A 24,357-nucleotide genomic window follows, 5' to 3' on the forward strand; every position below is an offset into this window, starting at 1 on the left:
GGGGACCGCTTGTCGCCTACCTCGCAGCCGGTGAAGCTTGCCTGAGCGGACGAAGCGAACTCCATAAACTGGAGTGTCGCACATCAATCCGACGCTTCAAGCGTCAACGCCTCCATGCGAAGGCTGGAGCCTTGCTGGCGTTGCCCAGCTCAGAACGGGCACTTGATATAGCTCAGCGAGAAGTCGGGGAAGCTCGGGTCAAAGCGGTCGAAATGCGTCGCGTCGATCATCCGGAAGGACATCGAGACGCTGCTCGACAGGACTGCGTCCGAACAGCTGAGCAGCACGTTGAAATGGTCACCCTCCTCACGGATTTTTGCAGTGGTGCAGGTAGCACTCGGGCCGACGACCTTGCTGCCTGAGACAATGATACCCGTATCGAGGCTCGAACCTGGATCTCTGAAGTGGATTTCGCTGCCCTTCTTCTCGAACACAGCGTTGCAGTCCGTGCCCGACATCGCCCAGGCGCCCTGCATCGCTTCCATCGAGGCTGCGGTTGCGGTGCCTGCACTGACACCGAGAACCGCACCGACTGCCAAGTAGCGAGAAAACCTGCCAACCATTGATCGGACCCTCAAACGTACGCTCACGGGGTAGCGCGCAACCGGTCTGCCTGGACTGTCCGGAGCAGGCATATTTGCCCGTTCCAGGGCGCCGGAAAAGTACGTTACTGTAACCTGGCGCCGGGGAGTCGCATTCGCCGACGACCGGAGGCCGGTTCGTTACTGTTAAGTCCTAGCCTTTGCGGAAGATCATGTGAGAATAGCAGGATTGGCCAGCCGAGCAGGGTGGCGCGCCTGTCGCTGGTAGCCGCTGCAGTACTGCGCAGGCAAGGCAGGCGGAGGTATACGGGCACTCGGAAGAGCAGCTCCCAATGCCCTTACGAGCGTCTGGATCAGTGGTTCGTCATACCCCTTCGAAACGTGAGCTGCAGGGAATGCTCGAAGCGAGGTGAAGGAAAGATGACGGCGGAAGCCGACATCGAGCGGCGCGGCCTGATGAAGCTCATGCTGAGGATGCCCGCCTTGCGTGGAAAGCTTCAGCTTCTTAGCGCGGCCAATCCGGAACTGCTCGGCCTTTGCGGCGCGTTCGAGGAGGCCAGCTCGACCCTCGAGCGGTTGCGGAAGGAAAATGTACCGGCGAATTCTAACGCCATCAATGAATACGAGACCTTATGCGAGGAAATTGAAGCCGAAATCATTGAAATGTGTATCCGGTAAAATCTTCTACAAACATCGGCCTTTCTATTTTTGCGCCATCCAAACAGTTAACAAAGATAAGATGGATTTTTTGCGATTAGAAAAACGGAAATTGATCGTGTTAACATTCGTTGCTAAAAAAGATCGGGGGGCAGGCAAGAACGAGGGAGCTTGCCGTGAGCTCAGGCAGTGGCCGCCATACGTACGCGGTCGGAGATGATACTGTATCCGACCACGACGCCAAGCAGGAATTGGAGAGAATACTCTCCGACCCGGAATTTCACTGTACCGTCCGGCACCGGAAATTCCTGCGCTTTGTCACCGACGAACTGCTCCAAGGCCGCGGTGACGCGGTCAAGGCCTACACGATCGCAGTGGACGTGTTCGGGCGGCCGCCGAGCTTCGACCCGTCGACCGATCCAATTGTCAGGATCGAGGCGACGCGCCTGCGCGCCGCACTCACGCGCTACTATGAATTGCACGGTAATGGACTGTCTGTGCGGATTGAATTGCCGAAGGGCCGCTACATTCCCGTGTTCACAAGGAGTCGGCCTGGTTGCGAGCCGGAACCAGTTTCGCTGGACGATGCGCCTGCTCCCGCCGTAGCTAGTCAGCCGCCGACGTCGCCTCTCCAACCCAGCGCTCGCACCCAGTGGAAATCCGTCGTGATCGGCGCGGTGGCCGGCTTGGCTTCGGCTGGCCTTTTCGTGGGGATCGTTTTCATTCGATGGGCGGAGCGGCCTGCCTTTTCGAAGCGGCCGAACCTGACTGTCGAGTTGCGCCTGGACGGCCGCGCAAACAGCGAGGCCGCCGTCTTTCGCGATCAATTGCTGGTGGCGCTGTCCAACTTCCAGACGGTCACGACGAGCGCACCGGACGCAATCACCGCAAGCGTCGGCGATGCCGCAACGTCTGGCACACCACGCTCGATTCAGAGCCGTTATCGCCTGCTCTTGAAATACGGAGAGGACCGCGAAGGAACCGTGCTGTGGTGGCATCTTCTCGATACTGGGAACGGTGAGACGGTTCGTGCGGGAATTATAAGGCCCCCGAATGCTGTGAACGTGGAGCCGACAGCGTGGCTGGCCGGCCGCCTGGCAACGCAACTCGCATCCCCCCGCGGCGTCATCAACAGGCTGGAGACCGCGCGCGAGGTAGACCGCCCAACGCTCGGAAACGGCTGTGTCGTGCGGGCGGTTGAGGCCATGGATTCGAGGGAACCGGATGAGCTTGGCGAGGTGCGCGCCTGCCTGGAGCGGTCATTGGCGCTTCGCGAGAACGACGCCGATGCCCATGCCGTGCTGGCGGGCGTTTTGGCAATGCTCGGATCCGGAGGACTGATGCCCGGACTGATGGACAAGGCGGTCGAGCACGCCGGCCGCGCGGTTGAACTGGCGCCCGATTCCGACAGAGGCTTCCTTGCCCGAATGATGACCCAGTTCAGGCTAGGCAATTCCGATGCAGCCATCCAGGCAGGCCGGCGTGCACTGGAGCTGAACCCGAACAATCCAAGGACAATCGCCAAGCTCGCCTACATACTGTTTGTGACGGGCCACTGGGGTGAGGGGGCCCAGCTTGCCAGGGCCAGTCTGCAGCAAGGCGAATCCCGCGACGATGTCGAAAGCATCCTGAGTTTCGACGCCTATCGCCGCGGGCAGTACGCGGAAGCGTTGCAGCATCTCCGGCAGATCAACCGGTCTGACTGCTATTGCCTGCAGGTCCTGAAGGTGGCCATATTGGGTCAGCTCGGCCGGAAAGCCGAAGCTGAAGCGGCGATTGCCGATCTGCGGCGGGAGAGACCACAGTTCGAGGCGTCCTTCGGGGCTGACCTCGCGCACCGAAGCTTTGCCCCGAGCCTGATCACGCTGCTAAAGGCTGGCCTTGAGAAGGCCGGCGTGAAGGTGGCGTAACCGGTGGGAAGGAGACGAGGCTGGGTGACGGTTCTCAGGTAAAATCTTCGCCCGAAGGCTGGTCGCAGCCGCTTCGGCTGCATCTCAGCGTCATCATCATCCTGCTTCTGCTAGGTGTTTCGCTGCCGCTGATGTGGCTTACCTACCAGCAGGGCACGCGAACGGCGCTTGATGCCGCGGCCCAGCAGATGCGGCTTCTGTCGGCCCATGCGATCGAACGCTACCGCTCGACCTTCGGCACTGGCTACTCGGCCATAGCTTTGACATCGGCCAATGAGGCATTCCTTCGCGAGCCGCCGGCCGACATGGAGGTCAAGGTTGGCTTCCTGTCCACAGCACTCTCCGCCTCGCCCGATATCGATGGCATGTATGTCGGGTATCCGAGCGGCGCCTTCGTGCACGCGGTGAACATTTCCAACAGTCCGGCCTGGAAGAAAGCCTTGTCGGCGCCACAAGGCGCAGTATTGGCAGCGCGCACAATCGAGGGGGTGGGGCCTAGCCGGCAATCGAAATGGCGCTTCTACGATGCGAACGAGACGCTGATCAGCGAGAGGGTGCTTGGTGATGCCAGCTACGACCCGAGGACGCGCCCCTGGTACAAGGCCGCCTCCAGAAGCGGTGGGCCGGCCGCAGTCGGGCCGTACGTAATGGCGACGACAGGCGTTCTGGGGCTCACCATCGCAATGCCGATGGAAAGGGATCAGAAAATAGTCGTCGGAGCGGACGTTGTCCTTGAAACAATCAGCCGGCTGCTTTCGCGCGAAGCCGTCTCGGCGCATTCCGTGGGTTATGTCTTCGACGATCGGAAGCGGCTCATCGTCCATTCCGATGCTGCGAAGATGGCCCGCGTGCTGGCGAGCCTCGAGCCGGGCGACAGCACCGACGTCAAGATCGACGACCCGGTGCTGGATGCGGTGCAAAAAATACTGGAATCGCCGTCGTACCGGGCCGGGGAAGCGCTGCATTTCACGGTTGGCGGCGAGCCATATCTTGCGGAGATGGCGACCACCGGGAACTCCGAACTCTTGAAGGGCAATACTGTGGTGATTGCCGCGCCCGTCTCCGATTTTACCAAGCCCAGCATCGATCTGTTGCGAAAGGCGCTGGCGATCGCGGGTGCGCTGCTCGCGATCGGGATCATCCTCTCCGTCCTGGTTGCCCGTCTGGTGAGCCGCTCGCTTTCCGTGCTCACCAGTGATGCCGAGCAGATCGGCAATCTCGACTTGCGTGACCAAGGCAAGCTTCATTCGCACGTTGCCGAGATCAACACATTGGCCAGCGCGCTGAGCGCCGCACGCCGCGCCATCGGAACTTTCGCGCTCTACATGCCGCGCGAGCTTGTGCGGAGGATAGTTGCTTCGGGCCAAGCGGTTGCTGGAAGCGCCGTCCGCCAGGAAATCACCGTACTTTTTACCGACATACGCGACTTCACCACGATTTCCGAGAGCCGCACGCCGGAGGAGGTGGTGGCGCTGCTATCGACCTATTTCGAGCTGATGAACGGGATCGTCGAGCGGCACGGCGGCGTCATTGTCCAGTATCTCGGCGATTCCATCTACGCCATGTGGAATGCGCCGGATCCCGATCCCGACCACGTCGATAACGCGTGCCGCTGCACACTCACGCTGAAGGCCGGCATCGACGCTCTCAACGAAGGCAACCGCATGGCGGGACTCCCGCAACTGATCACCCGCTTCGGCCTGCACACGGGCGTGGCCGTGGTCGGCAGCGTCGGGGCAATGTCGCGACGGCAATATACGGCAATGGGCGACACGGTGAACGTAGCATCGCGCCTGGAAGGCCTCAACAAGGAGTTCGGCACCTCGATCCTCGCCAGCAGGGCCGTGCGCGAGCGCGCTGACAGAGGATTCTGCTTCCGTCCTCTCGGCCTGGCGCAGGCCAAAGGACGTCACGAGCAGATTGACGTGTTCGAGCTGATCGGGGCGACTTCGGCGTCAGAAGTGACAACAGGGACAGGTGCATCCGCGCAACATGTCCTCGGGTGGTAAGGACTTCCACCGCATTTTGTTACAGTAACGTAGCTTGCTGCTGGGAAGCGTGCGAGGAGGATTGAGCGGCATTGAGGTGGGAAGGGATTCGCTCATGAGAAGCTTGCTGAGCTTGCCCGCAGGATTGTTGGGTATGGTCGCTTTTGCCGCGGCTGGCCACGCGGCCGACGTCGTGGAGCCACAGCAGCCTCCTCCGCCTGGCCATGAATGGACCTTCACCGTCGCCCCTTATTTCTGGATGGCGGGACTCAGGGGCGACACCGGCATATTCGGGCGTCCACCCGCGCACGTCGACGAGAGTTTCGGGGACATTATCAAAGATTTCGAGTTCGGCGGCATGGCGGTGATGGAACTCGAGAACGGCACCTGGGGCCTGCTCGCCGACATCATGTATGCCAAGACGGATGCCAACGGGTCGGTTACGGGAGACGTCAACGGAGTGCCGACGACACTCTCCGCTGATGTTGAGAGTTCGGTCTTCACGGGAACGGTCATGGGCGAGTACCGTCTCTACTCCCAGCCAACCGCCACGTTCGACCTGATGGCCGGTGTGCGGATCTGGGACGTCAACGCCGACTTGGACATCAGCGTCACGCAGAGCGGGCCGGCGCTGGCTGGATTCAGCGGCAGCGACGGGAGCACCTGGGTGGACCCGATGGTCGGCTTGAAGGGCCGCTACAACATCAATGACAAGTGGTTCGTGAACGGCTGGGCCATGATCGGCGGCTTCGGCGCTGGATCGGATCTGAGCTGGGATCTGATGGGAGGTGTTGGCTACCAGTACAACAACTGGCTGTCCTTCGCCCTCGGTTACCGGGCACTTGGCGTCGACTATGACAATGATGGCTTCATCTACGACGTAGTCCAGCATGGCCCCATCCTGGGCACCATCATGAAGTTCTAGGGGTGTCTTAGGGACCGCAGTAGGGAGGGCCGCGCTTATGGGTCAGAGATTTCTGTCCCTTTCGTCGATCAGTTTGGGCGCCTTTATACTGGCAATGACCTGGCCTGCAGCGGCTGAGGACAACGCCGATGAACTGGCCAAGCAACTTTCTAATCCGATCGCGAACCTGATCAGCGTGCCCTTCCAGAGCAATTTCGAGTGGGGCGCCGGCGCCGACGGCAACGGCTTTGCCTACACGCTTAACATCCAGCCAGTCATCCCGATCTCGATCAGCGATGACTGGACCATGATCTCGCGCACGATTCTCCCTGTCGCGTATCGCGATTACCTGCCGCCGCCCGACGGCAACACGTTCGGCCTGGGCGATATCACCCAAAGCCTCTTCTTCTCGCCGAAGGCGCCGGGGCCCGGCGGGCTCATCTGGGGCGTCGGACCGGCGTTCCTCATTCCGACGGCAACCGACGACTTCCTCGGGGCGGGAAAATTCGGCATCGGACCGACGGCTGTCGTGCTCGAGCAGACCGGCCCGTGGACGGTGGGTGTGCTGGCCAACCACATCTGGTCGGTAGCGGGTGACAATGACCGCGACGAGATCAACTCCACCTTCCTGCAGCCCTTTCTCGCCTATGCGCTTGGTCATGGTACGACGCTCAACCTCAATACCGAGTCGACCTATGACTGGGTTGCCGATCAGTGGACTGTGCCGATCAATTTAGGGGTCTCGCAGGTCTTCAAGATCGGCGAGCAGGCGATGAGCATTCAGGTCGGCGGCAAGTACTATGCCGAGGCGCCCGAAGGCGCCCCGGAATGGGGCATTCGCACGACCCTGACATTGCTGTTTCCAGAGAAGTAGCAATGCCGCCAGATAACGGAAGGATTGGAGAATTCCTCTCCGCGCATGGCGGTCCTTTTTACGAACTGCAGCTTCGCCTGAAGATGCTCCGGGAGCACTCGCTCCAGGCCGGGCGCAGGGCCGTGCTGTTCGTTGCGCTGGCATGGGGCGTGCCGCTGCTCTTGAGCCTGATCGCCGGCCAGGCATTCGGAAAATTCGCAGAGCGTCCGTACCTGCTCGACATCGGGGTGTGGGCGAGGTTCGCGATCGCGATTGCGGCATTCACACTTGCCGAGGGGCGGGTTGAGGAGCAACTGAGGGAGACGCTGAAGCAGTTCACGCGGGCCCCGCTTCTAGGACCGGCCTCATTCGAGCCTGCGGCCGTAGCTGTGACGAGCGCTTTGAAGCAGCGGGACTCACGCGTTGCCGAGGCCGTCTGCATCGTAGCCGCGATCGCGCTTTCGCTGTTGTCGCTGGTCAACTTGGCGCAGTCCGGCGGCCATTCCTGGGCAGTCGGGTCCGATGGTGTCACGCTCACGGCGGCTGGCTGGTGGTGCCTGCTGTTCAGCAACCCGTTCTTCTTTTTCCTGTTGCTGCGCGGTCTGTGGCGTCACTTCGTCTGGTCTATGCTGCTTCGCCGGATCGCAGCGCTCGAACTGCGACTCGTGACGACCCATCCCGACGGCAACGCCGGGCTGGCTTTCGTCGGCCGCTATCCCAACGCCTTCGCCATGGGCGTCTTCGGCGTCAGCTGTGTGGTCGCGGCCGGACTGGCTCACCAGCTGGTCCAGGAGAGCATCACGGTGACCGCTTACGGCTATGTCATGGGGTTATGGCTCATCCTGGTGCTGGCGCTGTTTGCCTATCCGCTGCTGGCCTTCACCAGGCCGCTTGCGCGCCTCAAGCAAAACACGCTGATGTTGAGCAGCGCCAGGGGAACGCAGTTTCAGCGCCTAGCCGAGCGCAAGTTGCTCGGGGCGAATGTTGTCGCCGCCGATCCTGCCGAGATCGAAGAGCAGCAGGAGGCGTCCGATCCTGCCAAGCAATTCGACGCGACACGGAAAATGTCGACGCTGCTCCTCGACCGCTCGGCGCTGGTTCCGGTCGGTGCAGCCGCCCTGCTACCGTTGGTGGCGGCCGGCGCGACGCAGATGCCGTACAAAGAGCTGCTGGCGATCTGCAAGAAGCTGCTGCTTATCTGACGAAGCAGGCACTTGTGTCAGCGCTCATACGGCTGGCAACAATAAACTCGGTAACTGTAACGTACTTCTTTTGCGCGAAAGAAAATCGACACTGCCGCCATCGGTCAGGAGATCGGCGAGCCTCGGCGCGGCTCACCGCGCGTAGCCCGCGCGCCCGCACCACAGGTGGGAAATGGCAATGATTCGATGTTCGAACGGAATGAGCAAGGCATTCTGGGCAAAGGAAAAATCATGCGCACGAGTTTTGCCTTAGGTCGTGCGTTTGGCGCACTCCTTGCGCTCCTGCTAATGGCAGCGGGTGCGGAAGCACAGACTGATCCGCTCCCCTCCTGGAACAATGGTGCTACGAAACAGGCGATCGTCCATTTCGTCGAGCGCGTCACGTCGCAAGCTTCGCCTGATTTCGTGCCGGTGCCCGAACGCATCGCCGCTTTCGACAATGACGGGACGCTATGGTGCGAGCAGCCATTCTACTTCCAGCTGGCCTTCGCCTTCGACCGCATCAAGGCGCTGGCGCCGCAACATCCCGAATGGAAAACGACCCAGCCCTACCAGGCTCTGCTGGAGGGCGATCTGAAGACCGCAGCCTCCGCCGGCGAAAAGGGTCTCCTCGAAATCATAACCGCCACGCATTCCGGCATGACAACGGACGAGTTCGCGAGCACCGTCCGCGACTGGACGGAGACGGCGCGCCATCCGCGCTTCCGCCGGCGGTACACCGAGCTTGTCTACCAGCCGATGCTCGAGGTCATGCAGTATCTGCGCGCCAATGGATTCAAGACGTACATTGTGTCCGGTGGCGGTATCGACTTCATGCGGCCGTGGACCGAGCGTGTCTACGGCATACCGCCCGAACAGGTCGTGGGCTCTTCCGGAGTGACGGAGTTCCGTATCGACAAAGACGGCAAGCCTGAATTGGTCAAGCTCCCCAAGGTGCAGTTCGTCGACGATGGCCCGGGCAAGCCGTCCGGTATCCATACTTATATTGGCCGCCGCCCGATTATCGCGTTCGGCAATTCAGATGGCGACCTGCAGATGCTGCAATATGTGGCTGCCGGCCCCGGTGCCCGCCTCGTCCTCTATGTGCATCACGACGACGCGGAACGCGAATATGCCTATGACCGCGCGTCGCAGATCGGAAAACTCGACAAGGGACTGGACGAGGCAAACGCAAAGGGCTGGCCCCTCATCAGTATGAAGAACGACTGGAAGGTCGTTTTCCCTTCGGCGCAGTGAGCCGAGCGGCGCGACGAAAGGCGTCGTCCAACTGGAAGCAAGATCGCAAGGAGGTAGACGATGAGCCACCGAATTCACATTCCGCCTCTGATGGCGGCGGCGTTGTTTGGGTTCGTTCTGGCATCGTCTTCGACCGGTTCCGCCCTTGCACAGGAGCAAGCCGACGCAGCACGTGCCGCCGCCTCGGATGCGGTTGCAGAAGCGCCGCCAGCGCCGTTGAGCGACAAGGAACTCGAGGTGCTGGTGGCGCGGATCGCGCTTTATCCCGACGAGTTGATTGGCGTCATCTCGGAGGCGTCGCTTTATCCGCTGCAGATCGTCGAGGCCAGCCGCTTCCTCGACAGGCACGACAACGACAAGAGCCTCAAGCCGAAGGACAGCTGGGACGGCAGCGTGATCTCGCTGCTCAACTATCCCGAGATCGTCAAGATGATGAGTGAAGATCTCGATTGGACGCAGCAGCTTGGCGACGCGCTGACCTATCAGCAGAAGGACGTCATGATTGCCATCCAGACGCTACGCGACAGGGCGGTAGCGACCGGCGCAATCAAGAGCGATGACAAGGTGAAGGTCACGCAGGAGAACGACAACGTCATCATCCATTCGGCCACCAGCGACAAGATCTACGTGCCGCAATACCAGCCAGAGATGCTCTATGAGCCAGGCTACGCGATTGCGCCGGTAACCTATTATCCCGACCCGTACCCGGCCTATTGGTATCCGGCCGCCACCTTCTTCGCCGGCGCGGTGACCGGCGCCGTCTGGGCGGCAGCGGTGGATTGGGACGGCTGGGGCATCTGGGGCGGCCACTGGGACGGACACGACATCAATGTCGACTGCAACAAGTGCTTCAACAACATCAATGGCAAGATCAACTTCAACGACATCGACTGGAAGAACGTCGACCGTTCGAAGATCAACTTCGATCGAGACCAGCTTGCCAAGATCGACCGGACGGCAATCCGCGACCGCGTCAAAGCGAATGGAGGCAACAGTTTCCGCGATCGGGCGGCCGAGATCAGGCGAGAGCATCCGAACGCGCTGCCGAATAGGAGCGGACCGGCCGCCGACATTCGCAAGGACAGGATCGCCGCAGACCTGAAGTCCAGGGCAGGCGGGCCGGGCAGCATCGGGCGCAACAACAGGCCCGGCGGCATCACGCCCAAGATCGATCGCCAGAACGCCAGCAATGCCGCTGGCAGGATAAACCGGCCGGCGGGCAAGCCGAGGCTTGCGGCCAAATCGGACAACCGGCCCAGGAATCTCTCTGGTCTCGGACATGTCGGCCCGGGCAAGCGCGAGATGCTGGCTTCCCATCGCGGTGCTTACAGCATGGGGGGTGGCTTTCACGGCGGCGGTCGGCCGAACATGGCCATCAGGCGCCCACCTGGGGGATTCCACGGTGGTGGTTTCCATGATGGCGGTTTCCATGGCGGTGGATTCCACCGGCGTTGACGGGGAAAGGGACACGGCGATGACGACTTCAGTTTGGACCTATTTATCCCGCCTGCTCGCAACAGCGGTTTTGCTGCTGGCTGCCGGAACGCTTTCCCCGACACGAGCTTCGGCTGATGAGGCGATGCGGCTTACCGGCTACGTCTCGGCCAGTTCGCCGCCCGTGTTCGATAATCCGGCGCCGGCAATCGACGCCTTCAAGGCATCGCTTGCCAACAACGACTTCGACGCATTGGCGAAGTTGCTCGGGCTCGATCCTGCGAAGCTCAAGACCAGCGAGGGCGTCATGGACACTTTCGACAAGATCCGCGCCAACGCCGCGGTGAAGGTGATCGTGCAGGATCTCGACGACCGCCAGCTGATCGAGATCGGCGACGAGCAATGGCCGTTCCCATTCCCGATCGCGAAAGGCAAGAGCGGCAAATGGGCCTTCGACACCTATGCCGGCCTGCAGGAAATCATCAATCGGCGCGTCGGCGAAAACGAGCTCGAGACGATTGCCGCGATGCGCGCCTATGTCGATGCGCAGCGCGACTACGCCTCTCAGGACCGTGACGGTGACGGCGTGCTCGAATATGCGCAGAAGCTCGTGAGCAGCGAGGGCAAGACCGACGGACTCTACTGGACGACCGACAACGTCAACGGAGCCAGCCCTGCCGGCGAGTTCACAGATCAGGCAGCGCTCAACAAGGCGAAGAAGGGCGAGGGCTATTTCGGCTACCGCTACCGTGTGCTGACGGGGCAGGGTGCCAATGTTGCCGGCGGCGCATACGACTATGTGATCAACGGCAACATGATTGCCGGCTTCGCACTGATTGCCTGGCCGGTGAAATATGCGGAGACGGGTGTTCACACCTTCATCATCAGCCACCAGGGCATCGTCTACGAAAAGGACCTTGGACCTGGGACGGAGAAGAAGGCAGCAGCCATCAAGCGGTTTGACCCGGACGACCGCTGGAAGGTGACCGGCGACTGAAAAGCTCTGGTGCAGGCACCGCCGGCATGCTTATCTACTTTCCGCCAATCGTGCGGATGCGGCAGCACTGACTAGGCCAAAGGAGAGGGGTCTCAGGTGCAAGTCATTCTTGAAGCGATCGCATGAGCGCTATCGCCGTGCTTCCGTGCAAGGTCCACGCTGTTGTCGCCCTTGTGCTGTCGGCGCTTCTGCTTGCAGGCTGTGGCCGCACGGTCGGCGTGCTGGTCCCAGTCGCCGAGTCCGCGCCAGGAGCCAGCGTAACCGACTTGCTGGTCATCACCACTCGCAAGCCTTCCGGAGATCCCGCCACGCTCTATAGTGGCCAGCGCGACAAGAATTTCTCGCTCGACGAAATAAAGGTCTCGATCCCCCCGGATTCCCAGCGCAAGGCAGGCGAGGTGGCCTGGCCGCGGCGGCTTCCACCCAACCCCGCCAAGGACTTCGCGACCGTCGAGGTGAACCGTCTGGAACCCAACAGGCAGGCAGGATTTGCCTGGCTGCACGAGAACCTTCCCAAGAGCCGCGACGTCTTGGTCTTCGTCCACGGCTTCAACAACACCTACGAGGATGCGGTATTCCGCTTCGCCCAGATCGTGCACGATTCCAAGGTCGATGCCGCGCCGATCTTGTTCACCTGGCCGTCCGGTGCAAGCGTGTTCGACTACAATTACGATCGCGAAAGCACGATCTATTCGCGCGACGGGCTGGAGACGGTGCTGAAGCTTCTTGCGGACAGCCCGCAGGTTCACGAGGTCACGGTGCTTGCCCATTCGATGGGAACATGGCTGGCCATGGAATCGCTGCGACAGATGGCAATACGGGACGGGCGTGTCGCGCCAAAGATCAAGAACGTCATCCTCGCCTCTCCGGACATCGATATCGACGTCTTCGCCAAACAATTTCGCGATCTAGGCGACAAGCGACCCAAGTTCACGGTTTTCGTTTCGCAGGACGACAAGGCGCTTGCCGTCTCCAGGCTCGTGGCCGGCAACGTGAACCGGCTCGGTCAGATCGACCCAAGCCAGGAGCCCTATCGAAGTGCTGCTGAGAGGGCAGGCATAACCGTCGTCGATCTGACCAGGCTCAAGACCGGCGACAGCCTCAATCACGACAAGTTCGCCTCGAGCCCGCAGATCGCGCAGGCCATCGGAACGCGGCTCGCCACTGGACAGACGCTCACCGATTCCGAGGTCGGCCTGGGCGACAGCATCTCCATCCTCGCTGCAGGCACTGCCAAGGCGGTCGGCACTGGAGTAGGACTTGCCGTCAGCGCACCGATCTCTGTCGTAGACGCGAAAACGCGCAAGAACCTGTCTCGTCAGGCGGATACCCTGTCCGAGCAGGTCGGAACTAGCCGAGCCAATACCGGCAAGAAGGGCCACAGCGCAGCCGACGAGCTGCTCACGCCGACTGACGACAAAAGCGAATAAACCTCCGTCGGATCCGCTACAGTAACTTACTTGTCTCCGCAAACGCGAAGGTACCCAATTGCCTGACCGGCATTCCTTCGGCCGGTTCCCTGAATGGCGGGGTCAGCTGTCGTTAACGGAGGCGCAGATGCGAGCGCAAAGCGTACCGGAAAAGTCGAACCTGCCCCGCGCATTGGTGGGTGGCACCCTTTTGGCATTCGCCCTCGCCACAATCCCGACAGTTGCGGCAAACGCCGCTGATGCTATCACCGAGGAGGAAGCACACGCCATCGGCGTGGAGGCTTACCTGTACTTTTATCCGCTGATCACGATGGACATCACGCGAAAGCAATTGACCAATGTCGAGGCCAAGGCGGGCTCGATCGGCGGTCCGCCTAATCATTTCAACAACATACCCGAATTTCCGACGGCTGACATTAAGGTCGTCGTTCGTCCGAACTTCGACACGCTCTATTCCAGCGCCTGGCTCGATCTGACCAAGGAGCCGGTTGTCATTTCAGCCCCCGATACCAAGGGGCGCTACTATCTGTTGCCCATGCTGGACATGTGGACGGACGTATTTGCTTCGCCCGGCTGGCGCACGACCGGCACTGCGGCCGCCAATTTTCTGATTGCTTCTCCCGGCTGGCGTCCCGATCTTCGCGACAAGTTCGACGAATTCAAGCTGCCGGAAGGGACGCAGAGAATTGACGCGCCGACACCCTATGTCTGGGTCATCGGCCGTACGAAGACCGACGGGCCTCCGGACTACGACGCTGTTCACAAAATCCAGGATGGCTACAAGGTCACGCCGCTTTCGAAATGGGGCAAGGAGCCGAAACCGGGTGAGACGAAGATCGATCCGTCGATCGACATGAAGACGCCGCCCAAGGTCCAGGTCGACACAGCTCCGGCCGACAAATATTTCGCTTATGCGGCTGAGCTGCTGAAGCTGCAACCGCCTCACGCCACCGATCAGCCCATCATCGCCCGGCTGAAGCGCATAGGGTTCGAACCGGGCAAGAGTTTCGACCTCGCCAAGGCGGATGCTGCAGTGCAAAAAGGCCTGCAGAATGCGCCGCAGGATGCCCAGACCCTCATGGGCTGGAAAGTGAAGACGCTCGCCCGGGTCGCCAATAACTGGTCGATGAATACCGACACGATGGGCGTCTACGGCAATTACTATCTGAAGCGCGCCATTATTGCGCAACTGGGTCTTGGCGCCAATCTGCCTGAAGACGCCATCTACCCGTTCAATATCGGCGATGAAACCGGTCAGCCACTGGACGGCAAGTTTGCCTATACCATCCACTTCAACAAGAACGAGCTACCTCCGGCAAATGCCTTCTGGTCTATTACGCTATATGACGATCAGGGCTTCCAGGTCGCGAATGCTATGAACCGGTTTGCCGTGAGCAGCTGGATGCCCTTCCTGCAAAATGCAGACGGTTCTCTCGATCTCTATTTCCAGCATCGCAGCCCCGGCAAGGACAAGGAATGGAACTGGCTGCCGGCGCCCGAAGGACCGTTCACGCTGACGATGCGGCTCTATGCACCAAAATCCGAGGCTCTGACGGGAAAATGGAACCCGCCGCCGGTCGTCAAAACGAGCGCAGTCTCGGTTCTGACGGCTCAGTAAGGCGGAATAGGTTCTGGAACGGTTGGGATCATTCGAAGTGATCCCAGCCGCTTTAAGCCACCATACAACACCGCGCTACCGCGTCAGTTCTGGCGCAGCCGGTGCTCCGCGAGCTTGGCTTGCGTCACATCCAGTTCTCCGTCCCGCCGCTTGGCCTCCCAGCCGAGCGCGCCGGCGGCCATGTCGGCAATGCTCTCCAGGTCGCGCAGGCTGAGCCGGCCTGTGATCGCAAGCGCCGTTCGGCGCATCACGAGATCGTCGAGATGCACAACACTTTCGTTGCGGACGATCCAGTCGAGTTCGGCAAGCGTGTAGTCCGGCGCGTCGGCGAGAGGCGGGGCAGGGTGCGTTGCCTCATGGAGGAGGACGGCGCGGGCCGTGGTGCCGTACCTGCTGAGCAGCGTGGCCGCGCGCGCCGGTGTGGCGCCGGTTGCCCACACCGCCTCGTCGATCCAGCCAGCATGTGCGGCCGAGTCGGCGGGAAATCCGTGGCCTCCGCCGATCGGAAGCTCGCGCGTGCTCTTCCGGCGCGATAGCCCAAGTCGTATGAGGAGCATATCCGACACTTCCTCGGCGAAACCCCTGAAGGTCGTCCATTTGCCGCCGACGAGCGAGACGATCGGCCATGCTCTTGCGCCTTCGGGCTCCATGACCGGGGCCGAGTGGTCGCGGCTGATCAGACCCGGCGCGGTTCCGTCAGAAGCGGGCAGGGGCCGGACGCCCGAATAGGCGTAGACGATCTGACTGCGATCGAAAGATAACCCCGGCAGGAGGCTCCTGAGGCTCTGCAGGAAATAGTCGATCTCGTTGTCTTCGCATCGCACAGTGTCAGGGTCCGTAGCGCGGATATCGGTGGAACCGACCAGCGCGCGGCCGAGATAGTCGAACACGAGGCAGATGCGCCCGTCGTCCGCCTCGAAATAGATCATTCGCCCACCAAGTGCGCGGATGAGCTCGGGATGGTCGACCAGGATATGCGAGCCTTTGGTGCCGCCGATCAGATGCGAGGGCGCACCAAGCGCTTCATTCACCCGGTCGATCCACGGCCCTGCGGCATTGACGACGATACGCGGGCGGAAAGCTCGCTCGCTGCCATCCGATGCGCGGACCCGAACCGACGAGCCGTCTGTTCCGAGCAGATCAGCGTAATTCAGGGCCTCTGAGGCGGGGCTCGCCTTGACGCCGTCCTGCAGCAGCTCCAGCACCAGCCGTTCCGGATGGGTAACCTTCGCGTCGTAATAGGTGCCCGCGGCAACGATGTTCGCATTGAGTGGTGGAATCTTTCTTAGGGCATGGCTTCTCGACCAGAGCGCATGACGCGGCATGACGCGATGGCGCGCACCGTAAAAGTCGTAGAGCGCAAGACCGATCTTGATCAGCACGGCGCCGCGGCTGCGCGGAGCGGTGGTGCTGCCCGCCAATGTGCGCAGGGCTGCGGGAATGCCCTTCAACCACGAGAAGATGGGGATCACCGTGGGCAGCGGGGTCACGCAGTGGGGTGCGTTGCGCAGAAGTAGGTTTCTCTCCAGCGTCGACTGTGCGACGAGGCGGAATTCACCCGTCTCCAGATATTTGATCCCGCCGTGAATGAGCCGGGAAGGCGCCGCGCTGGTGCCGGAGCCGAAATCGGCCTTGTCGGTGATGACGACGCGAAGACCCTGCTCGCATAGGTCGCGGAAGAGACCGGCGCCGTTGATCCCGGCGCCCAGGATGAGAACGTCGATATCCTCTGTCATTCGGAAGGCACGATCTTCAGGTTGACGCCGGCGGCGATCAGCGCGCGGGCGCTCTGTTCGGGGAGGGCGCTGTCAGCGAGGACCAGGTCGAACTCGGTCAGGTCGGCGAAGAGGTGAAGCGCGACCTTTCCGAACTTGGAGGAGTCGATCAGCAAAATTCGGCGCGCGGCGGCAGCATGCATGGCCTTTTTCACCCGCACCACCTGCGGGTCCTGGATGAGCGCTGCCGTGCCGTTGACGGCCGACGCCGAGCAGATCAGGAGGTTGACCCTGATCCGTTCGAGCGCGCTTTCGCAGATATGGCCGATAAAGGCGTTGTAGGTCGGGTGGTACTCGCCGCCGAGCAGGATGAGCTTCAGCTCCTCCGCCTCGGTGAGTTGCTGCGCAAGAGCGAGGCTGTTGGTAACCACGGTCAGAGGCCTGATCCCAGGCAGCAGCGGCGCGAGCGCATTCGCTGTGGTGGAATCGTCCAGCACGATGGCCTGGCCGGGCTCTATCTCGGCCAATGCAGCGCGAGCGAGCACGCTCTTGGCGGCCGCGGCGCGGGTTGCGCGGAAGCGGAAGAGGCTTTCGTAGACGCCCGAAGGTTGCGCGCTCACCGCGCCGTGCAACTTACGCATAATGCCTTGGCGGGCGAGCTCCTCGACATGGCGATGGATCGTCATGCGCGAGACGCCGAAGGCGGCGACTAGCTCGTCGATCCGTGCCTCGCCGCGTTCGATGACGTAGTCGGCGATCTCCTGGCGGCGGGTGTCTGCGCTCATATGCCGGCCTCCGGCGCCAACGCCTCTATGGACGGCCAAAGCGGTGCGAGACTTCGGGCGACCTCACAGTGGAGCAGGTAGCGTTCGTCAAGCGCGGCGCTTTGGCTGGGGTCGGGGCTGTAAATACGGCCCAGCGCTTTGAGATCCCGCGGGTCATGGCGCGGCGAGGCGAAGAGGCCCACCCCCGCCCCCGCGCAGAGGGCGGCGCCCCACGCGGCGGCTTCTTCGGTCTCGGTGACAGTGACGGGCAGGCCGAGCGCATCCGCGAAGAGCTGAGCGAAGACCGGGTTGCGGGAGATCCCCCCGGTCAGCCGCGCCTCGTGCGGAGCGAAGCCCCCGCGCAGGGCGTCGACATGGACGCGGTGATTGAAGGCGATCCCCTCGATCACTGCACGCAGCATGTCGCCCCGGTCATGCCAGCCGCGCAGACCAAGAAACCCCGCGCTGGCCACTGGCCCGTGCGGGGAACCGAAGAGGTAGGGATGGAAGAGGAGCGTGGTTGGCCGCCCGAGAGCAGCCTCGATCTCGGGACCGATCACCGCATGGATCGAGCGCCCCTCTGCTTCGGCTGCCTGGCGTTCGGACGCGCAGAGCGTATCCAGGAACCAGTCGTAGTTCGCCGCGGAAGCAGGGGAGATTGACATGTTGTTCCACTCGCCCGGCCGAAGCCCGTTGCGGCAGAACCAGCGGGCATCAACCTTCGGAGCGGTCGAGACGGTTTCATTGATCGAATAGGTGCCGGCGACGATCGCGATCAAGCCCTCGCCATAGCCACCAATGCCGAGGGCAGACGCTGTGACGTCATGCAGGCCGGCAACGACCGGCGTGCCCGCGACTAGGCCGGTCAGGGCGGCTGCTTCCTCGGTTACGTTGCCCACGACTTCGTCGGGCCGCGCGACCCGGGGCAGGGCGCTGCGAAGCGCTTCCAGGCCGAACATCGCAAGAATATCGGGAGCGTATCCTTGCGAGTGGACGTCCGTGAACGAGGTGCTCGCCTCGGTCAGGTCGGTCCCGACGGTCCCGGTGAGGCAGAAGCGCAGCCAGTCCTTGCAGGCAAGCACGTGACCGATGCGGGCGAAGCGTTCGGGTTCATGGTCGCGGATCCACGCCAACAGGGCCGATAGCGCCGAAGCATGGGGCATCTGGCCCGTGCGGGAGAGCGCCGCGGCTGCGGTGCCGTCCCTTTCCCAAGCGGCCACTGTGCCCCCGGCCCGGCTGTCGAGCGACAAGATGCCGTGGCCAAGCGGTTGCCGATCCGTGTCCAGGAGATACAGCCCATCTCCGTGAGCGGTCGCGGCAAGGGCAGCGATGTCGGAAGCTGGACGGTGCGAGTGTGCGATCGCCTCGGCGATTGCCTCTGCGGTGGCGCGCCAAAGGACGGTCATGTCGCGTTCGACATGACGGGGGCGCGGCATGATCTGCGGGACCCGCCGCCGCGCGACGGCGAGCGGTGTGCCGGTCTCGTCGAAGACGACCGCTTTGGTGACTGTCAGGCCGTTGTCGATCCCCAGAAGACAGGGCATCGGTACTCACTCCTAAGAACCTGCAATTGTGCAGAGTCTTATAGAATGATCATATGCCGATGTGAAGTTAACACGCACAGATGTTACAATTCACCATTGGGCGTGCCGTCATCGCGCGGGACCGGAGCGACCACGACGTTGATGCCGCGCGCTCTCATCCGCTCCACGTGCCGCGGGGGGGTGCCGTTGTCGACAATAACCACATCGAACTCGTCCAGCGTGACCATAGCATGCAGCGCGCGCCGTTCGAATTTCGTGTGGTCGGCCAGAAGAATGCGCATGGCCGCGCTCTCGAACATGGCCCGCTTGGTCTCGACCATCTCTGGTGATTGGTGAAAGACCATGTCGTCGGTGATCGCCGCCATCGAGAGGAACACCCTGTCCGCCCTGAGCCGCCGGATCTCGGCGATGGTCACTGGTCCCATGAAGGCGTTGCACCAGTTGTGGAATTGTCCGCCAAGGCCGAGCAACGTGAGGTCACGTATGCCCTTCAGCTCGTTCATCAGCGTGATCGAATTGGTGATGGCCGTAAGCGGCACGCGCGCAGACAGATGCGGCACCAACTGGAGCACCGTCGTCGAATCGTCGAGGAAGACCGCCTGGCCTGGCTCGAGGAAGGCGGCCGCCGCCTCGGCGATCGCGCTCTTCTCGGCGCCCTGGCGGGAAGCGCGGTAGACGTCACTGGACTCGATGAGGCTGGTCGGCGCGGCCGAAACCACGCCGCGTGTCTTGCGCAGCAGGCCCCGGCTGACCAACTCGTCCAGATCGCGATGCGCGGTCATGAGGCTGATGCCAAAGCGTTCGGTGATGTCTTCGATGCGCATCGCACCTTCGGCCATCACGGCTTCGGCCATGAGTTGCCGGCGTGCGATCTGGCGTGCGTGCCGACTGTCGCTCGGCACCTGATCTGCAACGAGACGTTCCAGCGCATGCTCGAAAGAACCGAGGTTGTCTTTCATCCGGCACACCTCCTGCCCCGCCGCCGCATAACCGTGATTCTGCTGCCTTGGCAAGAAATGCCGCAACAAGCTCGGAGGCAGGCAGAGTTTCAGCGCATATCCCCTCTCGAACCCCGAGAAAAAGGGGCGGCTAGAGCAGGATGAATTGAAGCGGAGCCATTCATCCTGCTCTAGCTCTTTCTTGCGGCATGATCTTATCCGAAAAGTCTGCAACTTTTCGGGATCATGCCCTAGTCGGCGCCCCTCGACTTGGCCTTACTTCGACAGAGTGAAGGGGCCGGTATATTTGTCGATGTTGTCCTTGGTGATCAGGACACAGTCGAACAGCTGCTTCTCCGAGTCCGCACCGGTCGAGCCGGTCTTGATGAACTTGTCGGCCTGGCGCACGGCCTCGGCGGAAAACACCGCAACCGGCTGGAGCACGGTGTACTGCAGTTCGCCGGCCTTGATCGCAGCGACGGCGTCGGGAGAACCGTCGAACCCGCCGACCTTCACCTTGCTGAGCTTGCCGGCTTCTTTCAGTGCCGCGATCGCACCGAGAGCCATTTCGTCATTGCCGGAAATCACGCCGATGATGTCGGGGTGAGCCTGCAGCATGGACTGCATCTTCTGATAGCCCTGCGTGCGGTCCCAGTTTGCGACTTCCTGGGCCACCTTCTTGAGATCGGGATATTGAGTCAGAACGGTCTCATAGCCGTTGGATCGGGTGGCCGCGTTGTTGTCCGCCGGGTTTCCGAAAAGCTCGACATAATTGCCGTTGTCGCCAACCGCTTCGACCCATTGCTGCGCGCCAAGCGCGGCGCCCTGGGCGTTATTGGAGACGAGCTGTGCCTTGGCGAGCCCCTCCTGGTTGATCTCGGCATTCACGAGGAAGACCGGGATGCCGGCAGCCACGGCCTTCTTGATCGCTCCGACCGAGCCGTCCGCATTGGCGGGGTCGAGGATGATGGCGACCGACTTGTTGGTGATCGCAGTATCGATCAGCGTGCTCTCGGTGTTCGTGTCGCCTTTGTGGGCGCTGACGGAGGCCTGGTAGCCGAGCTCTTCGGCGGTCTTCTTGGCGACCTGGCCTTCCGTGAACCAGTACGGGTTCGCCGGATCGGTGACGATGATGCTGATCAGCCCTTGAGCCCAAGCGTGGCTCGCCATCAGCGGCAAGGCCGCTGCCGCGATCAGGAACATCCTTCTGGTATTATTGAACATAGATCTTTCACTCCCTTTCGGATTGCATTGTCGCCGATGCTCGGCCTTCTCTTCCGTGACGATCCTCGTCACGGAGAAGCTGTTGCGGGCTGCCCCCTCATTTGGCACGGCGGCCCCGGTAACGGATCGAGTTCAGAAGCACCGCGAGAACGATGACGGTGCCGGTGAAGACGGTCTGCCAATAGGAAGACACCCCTATGATGACCAGACCGTCCGACAGGAAGCCGATGACGAAGGCTCCGAGCATTGTCCCGCGCACGGTTCCCCGGCCGCCTGTCAGCGCCGCGCCGCCGATCACGACCGCGGCGATCGCGGTCAACTCATAGGTGAAGCCGGCGGTCGGTCCGGCGGAGGTGAGCTGGGAGGCGAGCACCAGTCCCGCGATGGCGGACAGTATGCCGGACAAGGTGTAGACGGTGATCTTCACGCGGTTGACCGGCACGCCCGACAGATCGGCCGCGCGCTCGTTGCCGCCCGAGGCATAGAGCCAGCGTCCAAAGGCGGAGCGGCTGAGCATCAGACCGGCGAGCACGGCAATGGCGGCTAGCACGATGACACTGATCGGAACACCGAACAGCCTGTTGAAGCCGAGCCAGTTGAAGCCGGTGTTTCCGAGCTCCGGCCGTCCCGCCAGATTGTTGAAGGTGAGGCCGTTGGTCATCAGCAGCGCGATCCCGCGCGCCACGTACATCACGCCGAGGGTAGCCACGAAGGCCGGCACCTTGAACCATGCGACGAGCACTCCGTTCAGAGCCCCCAGAACGGCACCCACGGCGCAGGTCAGGACCACGACCGCCCAGACTGGCGGGTAGAGGATGACGCCGAACATGGGAAGCTCCACGCCCTGCATCAGGAAGCCGGCAATCACTCCGGAGAGGGCCAGCACCGAGCCGACCGAAAGGTCGATGCCGCCGTTGAGGACCACGAGCAGCATCCCGATGGCGAGGATCCCATAGATCGCCACGTGCGACGACATGATGAGGAAGTTGCTCGTGGTGAAGTAGTTCGGGGACAGGAACGAGAAGACCGCCACGATCAGGATCAGCGCGAAGAAAGCCCGGCCTTCGAGCAGCAGCTTGCCCAGGCTCAGCTTGCCCAGCACTCCGTTGGCCGGGGGAGACACGCGGTTTGCGCTTGTGTCCGTCATTCTCTGGTCTCCATGAATCCTGGCGCCGTCAGGCCGCCGCGGCTTCGCCGGACGCCGCCATGATCTTCTCCTTGGTCACGTCCGAGTCGAACTGCGCCGAGATCCGGCCCCGGCGCATGATGATGATGCGGTGAGCGACGGACAGGCATTCGCCAACCTCGGAGGTGGTGAATATGATGGCCTGACCCCGCCTGGCGCGTTCGGAAAGGATGCGGAACACCTCGGCCTTGGCGCCGATGTCGATACCGCGGCTGGGTTCGTCCAGCAGGATCACCTTGGGATCCGTGGCCAGCATCTTTCCGATGACCACCTTCTGCTGGTTGCCGCCCGAAAGCGAGCCGATTGCGGCATCCGGTCCGGACGTCTTCACCGTCACGTCCCGGATGGACTTTGCGATCAGTGCGCGCTCGAGCCTTGTCGACGTGAAGATGCCGCGCGTGAATTCCATGATGGATGCAAGCGAGAGGTTCTGGCCCACGGTCATCGTTTGCACCAGGCCGTCCCGCTGCCGGTCCTCCGGAACCAGGGCAAGGCCGTATGCGATGCGCTCGGCGATACTGAGATGGGAGATCTCCTGGCCGTCCAGGACGATCTCGCCCGACGAGGCGCTGAGACGGCCAGCGATCGTCTCCAGGAGCTCGGTCCGGCCGGCCCCCATCAGGCCATAGATGCAGACGATCTCGCCCGCCCTGACGTCGAGTGAGAGCCGATCCACCACGTTGTAGCCTGCCCCCGAGGGGTTCGGCACAGTCAGGTTGCGCACCGACAAGGCGGTCGCGCCGAAATCGTAACCGGTCGGCGGACTGCCGAGGTCGTAGTTCTCGCCCACCATGTTGCGGACAATCCACGCAAGATCGATCTCAGCACGAGGAGCTGACGCGGTCATCATGCCGTCGCGCAGGACCACGGCGTGGTCCGTGATCTGCAGCGCTTCCTCGAGGTGATGCGAGATATAGACGATCGACACGCCTTTCGCGGTCAGATCCCGGATCACCCTGAACAGCACCTCCACTTCAGAGGCAGACAGAGCGGAGGTCGGTTCGTCCATGATGAGGATGCGGCTGTCAACCGACAGAGCCCGGGCGATTTCCACGATCTGCTGCTGTCCGAGTCGCAATTCCTCGACAGGGGTCAGCGGATCGATATCCTCCTCCAACTCCTCCATGAGCTTGTGGGTCTGGCGTTCCTCCTCGGCAAAATCGACGCCGGTCGGACCTTCGATCTCGCGGCCCATGAAGATGTTGTCACGCACCGAGAGGTTCGGGGCGAGGCTCAGTTCCTGATGAATGATCGAGATGCCGCGGTTGCGCGCATCGGTCGACGAGGAGAAGACGACCGGCGCTCCGTCCAGGATGATCTCGCCGGAACTCGGCTGCACGACACCGGAGAGAATCTTCATCAGGGTTGATTTGCCGGCGCCGTTCTCCCCGAACAGCGTGGTCACCTGGCCCCGATGGATGTCGAAATTCACGCCCTTCAGGGCATGGATGCTACCATAGATCTTGGATACGTTGCGCGCTGCCAGGACGACCTCGCGCGCATCATTTCGGGCCGATCGGACGTCGCTCATTTGACCGCCAACCTCGATGGCGTGATGAGCCAGTTCTTGGGGTTGATGAGACGAAAAACGCCAACGACCTCGACAGTCTTGCCGGTAAGGTTTGTCGTGTCGGTCGGGTCGAGGATCTGCTTCTTCATCGCCCGATTGATGCCGGAGCCTGCGTTCTGGAACTCGATCTGGTTCTTGAACTTTCCGAACTCGATATCGCCGGTGGCGTCGCGCAGGTCGGTGCCGTTGATGGCGGGCCCGGTCTGCACCCGAACATGAATGTCTGCCGGAACGCCCTCGACGGAGAGGTCGTAGACACCCGATTTGCCCTCGCCGGCGACGCCGGTCAGCCGAACCGGCATGATCGCTCCCGTCGATGAAGCGGTGCCGTAGCGCTTGGCCGCCTCGGCCTTGTCGGCGAGCACGGCTGGTCCGAGCGTCGCGGCATCTACGGCGCGCTCGTCAATAAAGGTCTGGATGCGGGGAAACTGTTCATCGCCGTATTTGTCCGGGGAAAAAGCCTGCTGGCGAATGTCACCGTCCGAACCGATCTGCACGACCGTAGTATCCAGTGCCATGGCGATCAGCACGGCAATGCCGGCTGCAATGCCGACCAACAAGCCGCGGCGCGGCTTTCCTGGAGCTTTCGGGGTCGGGGCGGTCGTTGCACTCATCTCGCAGCCTCGGATTTCCGAACTGGTGGTG

The 24,357-nt window shown here is 62.1% G+C and carries 20 protein-coding genes; 11 read left to right on the forward strand and 9 right to left on the reverse strand.

Annotated elements, in window-relative coordinates; translation table 11 throughout:
- Positions 1-149 precede the first annotated feature (149 nt).
- A complete protein-coding gene (locus SAZ10_RS14095) occupies positions 150-563 on the reverse strand; it encodes a hypothetical protein (protein WP_318609872.1) in 414 nt (137 codons plus the stop codon).
- Positions 564-962: 399 nt separating this feature from the next.
- Between SAZ10_RS14095 and SAZ10_RS14100 the strand changes: the two genes are divergently transcribed.
- The 11 genes from SAZ10_RS14100 (at position 963) to SAZ10_RS14150 (ending at position 14,771) form a co-directional block, all read left to right on the forward strand.
- The gene (locus tag SAZ10_RS14100) at positions 963-1,220 is read left to right on the forward strand and encodes a hypothetical protein (RefSeq protein WP_318609873.1); all 258 of its coding nucleotides are present in this window, start codon (positions 963-965) and stop codon (positions 1,218-1,220) included.
- 155 nt (positions 1,221-1,375) lie between these two features.
- Positions 1,376-3,109 carry a hypothetical protein gene (locus SAZ10_RS14105; RefSeq protein ID WP_318609874.1) on the forward strand — a complete coding sequence of 578 codons (1,734 nt, stop codon included), beginning with the start codon at positions 1,376-1,378 and terminating at the stop codon, positions 3,107-3,109.
- Between the two features lie 131 nt (positions 3,110-3,240).
- Entirely contained in the window at positions 3,241-5,118 is a 1,878-nt protein-coding gene (locus SAZ10_RS14110; RefSeq protein ID WP_318609875.1) for an adenylate/guanylate cyclase domain-containing protein, read from the forward strand.
- A 133-nt stretch (positions 5,119-5,251) separates the two neighbouring features.
- Entirely contained in the window at positions 5,252-6,022 is a 771-nt protein-coding gene (locus SAZ10_RS14115) for a hypothetical protein (RefSeq protein WP_318609876.1), read from the forward strand.
- A 37-nt stretch (positions 6,023-6,059) separates the two neighbouring features.
- Positions 6,060-6,875 carry a transporter gene (locus SAZ10_RS14120; RefSeq protein WP_318609877.1) on the forward strand — a complete coding sequence of 272 codons (816 nt, stop codon included), beginning with the start codon at positions 6,060-6,062 and terminating at the stop codon, positions 6,873-6,875.
- Between the two features lie 2 nt (positions 6,876-6,877).
- Positions 6,878-8,056 carry a hypothetical protein gene (locus SAZ10_RS14125; RefSeq protein WP_318609878.1) on the forward strand — a complete coding sequence of 393 codons (1,179 nt, stop codon included), beginning with the start codon at positions 6,878-6,880 and terminating at the stop codon, positions 8,054-8,056.
- A gap of 231 nt (positions 8,057-8,287) precedes the next feature.
- Positions 8,288-9,292 carry an HAD family hydrolase gene (locus tag SAZ10_RS14130; RefSeq protein WP_318609879.1) on the forward strand — a complete coding sequence of 335 codons (1,005 nt, stop codon included), beginning with the start codon at positions 8,288-8,290 and terminating at the stop codon, positions 9,290-9,292.
- Between the two features lie 60 nt (positions 9,293-9,352).
- Positions 9,353-10,747 carry a DUF3300 domain-containing protein gene (locus SAZ10_RS14135; RefSeq protein ID WP_318609880.1) on the forward strand — a complete coding sequence of 465 codons (1,395 nt, stop codon included), beginning with the start codon at positions 9,353-9,355 and terminating at the stop codon, positions 10,745-10,747.
- A 19-nt stretch (positions 10,748-10,766) separates the two neighbouring features.
- A complete protein-coding gene (locus tag SAZ10_RS14140) occupies positions 10,767-11,723 on the forward strand; it encodes a DUF2950 domain-containing protein (RefSeq protein WP_318609881.1) in 957 nt (318 codons plus the stop codon).
- Between the two features lie 122 nt (positions 11,724-11,845).
- Positions 11,846-13,153 carry an alpha/beta hydrolase gene (locus SAZ10_RS14145; protein ID WP_318609882.1) on the forward strand — a complete coding sequence of 436 codons (1,308 nt, stop codon included), beginning with the start codon at positions 11,846-11,848 and terminating at the stop codon, positions 13,151-13,153.
- Between the two features lie 127 nt (positions 13,154-13,280).
- Positions 13,281-14,771 carry a DUF1254 domain-containing protein gene (locus SAZ10_RS14150; RefSeq protein ID WP_318609883.1) on the forward strand — a complete coding sequence of 497 codons (1,491 nt, stop codon included), beginning with the start codon at positions 13,281-13,283 and terminating at the stop codon, positions 14,769-14,771.
- A gap of 83 nt (positions 14,772-14,854) precedes the next feature.
- Here SAZ10_RS14150 and SAZ10_RS14155 read toward each other — a convergent pair whose 3' ends face one another.
- From SAZ10_RS14155 to SAZ10_RS14190, 8 genes are all read right to left on the reverse strand, one after another.
- Positions 14,855-16,507, reverse strand: coding sequence for a glycerol-3-phosphate dehydrogenase/oxidase (locus SAZ10_RS14155; RefSeq protein WP_318609884.1), 1,653 nt, complete (start codon positions 16,505-16,507; stop codon positions 14,855-14,857).
- Positions 16,504-17,271, reverse strand: coding sequence for a DeoR/GlpR family DNA-binding transcription regulator (locus tag SAZ10_RS14160; RefSeq protein WP_318609885.1), 768 nt, complete (start codon positions 17,269-17,271; stop codon positions 16,504-16,506). The genes SAZ10_RS14155 and SAZ10_RS14160 overlap by 4 nt, the downstream gene beginning before the upstream one ends.
- Positions 17,268-18,794 carry an FGGY-family carbohydrate kinase gene (locus tag SAZ10_RS14165; protein WP_318609886.1) on the reverse strand — a complete coding sequence of 509 codons (1,527 nt, stop codon included), beginning with the start codon at positions 18,792-18,794 and terminating at the stop codon, positions 17,268-17,270. Before SAZ10_RS14165 ends, SAZ10_RS14160 begins: the two co-directional genes overlap by 4 nt.
- Before the next feature lie 83 nt (positions 18,795-18,877).
- Entirely contained in the window at positions 18,878-19,753 is an 876-nt protein-coding gene (locus tag SAZ10_RS14170; protein ID WP_318609887.1) for a DeoR/GlpR family DNA-binding transcription regulator, read from the reverse strand.
- Positions 19,754-20,008: 255 nt separating this feature from the next.
- On the reverse strand, positions 20,009-20,956 hold the full coding sequence (locus tag SAZ10_RS14175) for a D-ribose ABC transporter substrate-binding protein (RefSeq protein ID WP_318609888.1): 948 nt from the start codon (positions 20,954-20,956) through the stop codon (positions 20,009-20,011).
- Between the two features lie 97 nt (positions 20,957-21,053).
- Positions 21,054-22,103, reverse strand: coding sequence for an ABC transporter permease (locus tag SAZ10_RS14180; RefSeq protein WP_318609889.1), 1,050 nt, complete (start codon positions 22,101-22,103; stop codon positions 21,054-21,056).
- 28 nt (positions 22,104-22,131) lie between these two features.
- Positions 22,132-23,673, reverse strand: coding sequence for a sugar ABC transporter ATP-binding protein (locus SAZ10_RS14185; RefSeq protein ID WP_318609890.1), 1,542 nt, complete (start codon positions 23,671-23,673; stop codon positions 22,132-22,134).
- Entirely contained in the window at positions 23,670-24,326 is a 657-nt protein-coding gene (locus SAZ10_RS14190; protein WP_318609891.1) for a DUF2291 domain-containing protein, read from the reverse strand. The genes SAZ10_RS14185 and SAZ10_RS14190 overlap by 4 nt, the downstream gene beginning before the upstream one ends.
- Positions 24,327-24,357: the final 31 nt, after the last annotated feature.

The sequence above is a fragment of the Mesorhizobium sp. BAC0120 genome (assembly GCF_033542235.1).
GTDB lineage: Bacteria > Pseudomonadota > Alphaproteobacteria > Rhizobiales > Rhizobiaceae > JAWRCU01.

Coding starts and splice junctions, on each gene's coding strand:
- SAZ10_RS14095 (WP_318609872.1), bottom strand. CDS start 563: ATGGTTGGCAGGTTTTCTCGCTACTTGGCAGTCGGTGCGGTTCTCGGT.
- SAZ10_RS14100 (WP_318609873.1), top strand. CDS start 963: ATGACGGCGGAAGCCGACATCGAGCGGCGCGGCCTGATGAAGCTCATG.
- SAZ10_RS14110 (WP_318609875.1), top strand. CDS start 3,241: ATGTGGCTTACCTACCAGCAGGGCACGCGAACGGCGCTTGATGCCGCG.
- SAZ10_RS14115 (WP_318609876.1), top strand. CDS start 5,252: ATGGTCGCTTTTGCCGCGGCTGGCCACGCGGCCGACGTCGTGGAGCCA.
- SAZ10_RS14120 (WP_318609877.1), top strand. CDS start 6,060: ATGGGTCAGAGATTTCTGTCCCTTTCGTCGATCAGTTTGGGCGCCTTT.
- SAZ10_RS14125 (WP_318609878.1), top strand. CDS start 6,878: ATGCCGCCAGATAACGGAAGGATTGGAGAATTCCTCTCCGCGCATGGC.
- SAZ10_RS14130 (WP_318609879.1), top strand. CDS start 8,288: ATGCGCACGAGTTTTGCCTTAGGTCGTGCGTTTGGCGCACTCCTTGCG.
- SAZ10_RS14135 (WP_318609880.1), top strand. CDS start 9,353: ATGAGCCACCGAATTCACATTCCGCCTCTGATGGCGGCGGCGTTGTTT.
- SAZ10_RS14140 (WP_318609881.1), top strand. CDS start 10,767: ATGACGACTTCAGTTTGGACCTATTTATCCCGCCTGCTCGCAACAGCG.
- SAZ10_RS14145 (WP_318609882.1), top strand. CDS start 11,846: ATGAGCGCTATCGCCGTGCTTCCGTGCAAGGTCCACGCTGTTGTCGCC.
- SAZ10_RS14150 (WP_318609883.1), top strand. CDS start 13,281: ATGCGAGCGCAAAGCGTACCGGAAAAGTCGAACCTGCCCCGCGCATTG.
- SAZ10_RS14155 (WP_318609884.1), bottom strand. CDS start 16,507: ATGACAGAGGATATCGACGTTCTCATCCTGGGCGCCGGGATCAACGGC.
- SAZ10_RS14160 (WP_318609885.1), bottom strand. CDS start 17,271: ATGAGCGCAGACACCCGCCGCCAGGAGATCGCCGACTACGTCATCGAA.
- SAZ10_RS14165 (WP_318609886.1), bottom strand. CDS start 18,794: ATGCCCTGTCTTCTGGGGATCGACAACGGCCTGACAGTCACCAAAGCG.
- SAZ10_RS14170 (WP_318609887.1), bottom strand. CDS start 19,753: ATGAAAGACAACCTCGGTTCTTTCGAGCATGCGCTGGAACGTCTCGTT.
- SAZ10_RS14175 (WP_318609888.1), bottom strand. CDS start 20,956: ATGTTCAATAATACCAGAAGGATGTTCCTGATCGCGGCAGCGGCCTTG.
- SAZ10_RS14180 (WP_318609889.1), bottom strand. CDS start 22,103: ATGACGGACACAAGCGCAAACCGCGTGTCTCCCCCGGCCAACGGAGTG.
- SAZ10_RS14185 (WP_318609890.1), bottom strand. CDS start 23,673: ATGAGCGACGTCCGATCGGCCCGAAATGATGCGCGCGAGGTCGTCCTG.
- SAZ10_RS14190 (WP_318609891.1), bottom strand. CDS start 24,326: ATGAGTGCAACGACCGCCCCGACCCCGAAAGCTCCAGGAAAGCCGCGC.